The organism is Burkholderia sp. 22088 (assembly GCF_052045915.1).
GTDB classification, from domain to species: Bacteria; Pseudomonadota; Gammaproteobacteria; order Burkholderiales; family Burkholderiaceae; genus Burkholderia; species Burkholderia cepacia.
Genome location: NZ_JBQEPY010000046.1, coordinates 1 through 742 on the forward strand (window position 1 = coordinate 1; position 742 = coordinate 742).

The following is a 742-nucleotide window of genomic DNA, read 5'->3' on the forward strand; positions in this document are numbered from 1 at the left end:
AAAGCTTGTTTGCCAGCTCCCCGTAGCTTTTCGCAGGCTACCGCGTCCTTCATCGCCTGTGATCGCCAAGGCATCCACCACATGCACTTGTTCGCTTGACCCTATAACGAGTCTGTCTCGTTACAGGTTGAGTTCTCGCGTTGTGCCGTATTCCAATTGAGTCAAACATAGAGTTCGAATCATCTTGAGATACATCGATACAATCACAACCCGGATAGTTTCCACGTCCATCTCAAGACGCTTCCGCTATCCAAATTACTTACTTCTTCCAGATTGTTAAAGAACGACAGCCGATACTTTCGTACCGCTCTGACTGGCTCAATCGCCAATGCAAAATTCTCGGTTCATCGGATGAACCAAGCACTTAGCGTTGGTGATTGGTGGAGGCAGACGGGATCGAACCGACGACCCCCTGCTTGCAAAGCAGGTGCTCTCCCAGCTGAGCTATGCCCCCATTGAGTACAGATGCCCTCAGGTGTTACCGCCAGACAATGGTGGGTCTGGTTGGATTCGAACCAACGACCCCCGCCTTATCAAGACGGTGCTCTAACCGACTGAGCTACAGACCCCTGAGTCTGTCTTTAATTTACAGCCGATAAGCGTGAGCACTCAATTTTGCGAGAAGCTCTGGAAAGGAGGTGATCCAGCCGCACCTTCCGATACGGCTACCTTGTTACGACTTCACCCCAGTCATGAATCCTACCGTGGTGACCGTCCTCCTTGCGGTTAGACTAGCCACTTC

At 51.3% G+C, this 742-nt stretch carries 2 tRNA genes and 2 rRNA genes; all 4 read right to left on the bottom strand.

Going from position 1 to position 742, the window contains the following annotated elements:
* A 23S ribosomal RNA gene (locus tag ACTJLD_RS41340) occupies positions 1–101 on the bottom strand; the annotation flags it as partial.
* Between the two features lie 277 nt (positions 102–378).
* Positions 379–454: transfer RNA gene (locus ACTJLD_RS41345), tRNA-Ala, on the bottom strand.
* Between the two features lie 38 nt (positions 455–492).
* Positions 493–569 (bottom strand) — tRNA-Ile (locus ACTJLD_RS41350).
* A 62-nt stretch (positions 570–631) separates the two neighbouring features.
* A 16S ribosomal RNA gene (locus ACTJLD_RS41355) occupies positions 632–742 on the bottom strand; the annotation flags it as partial.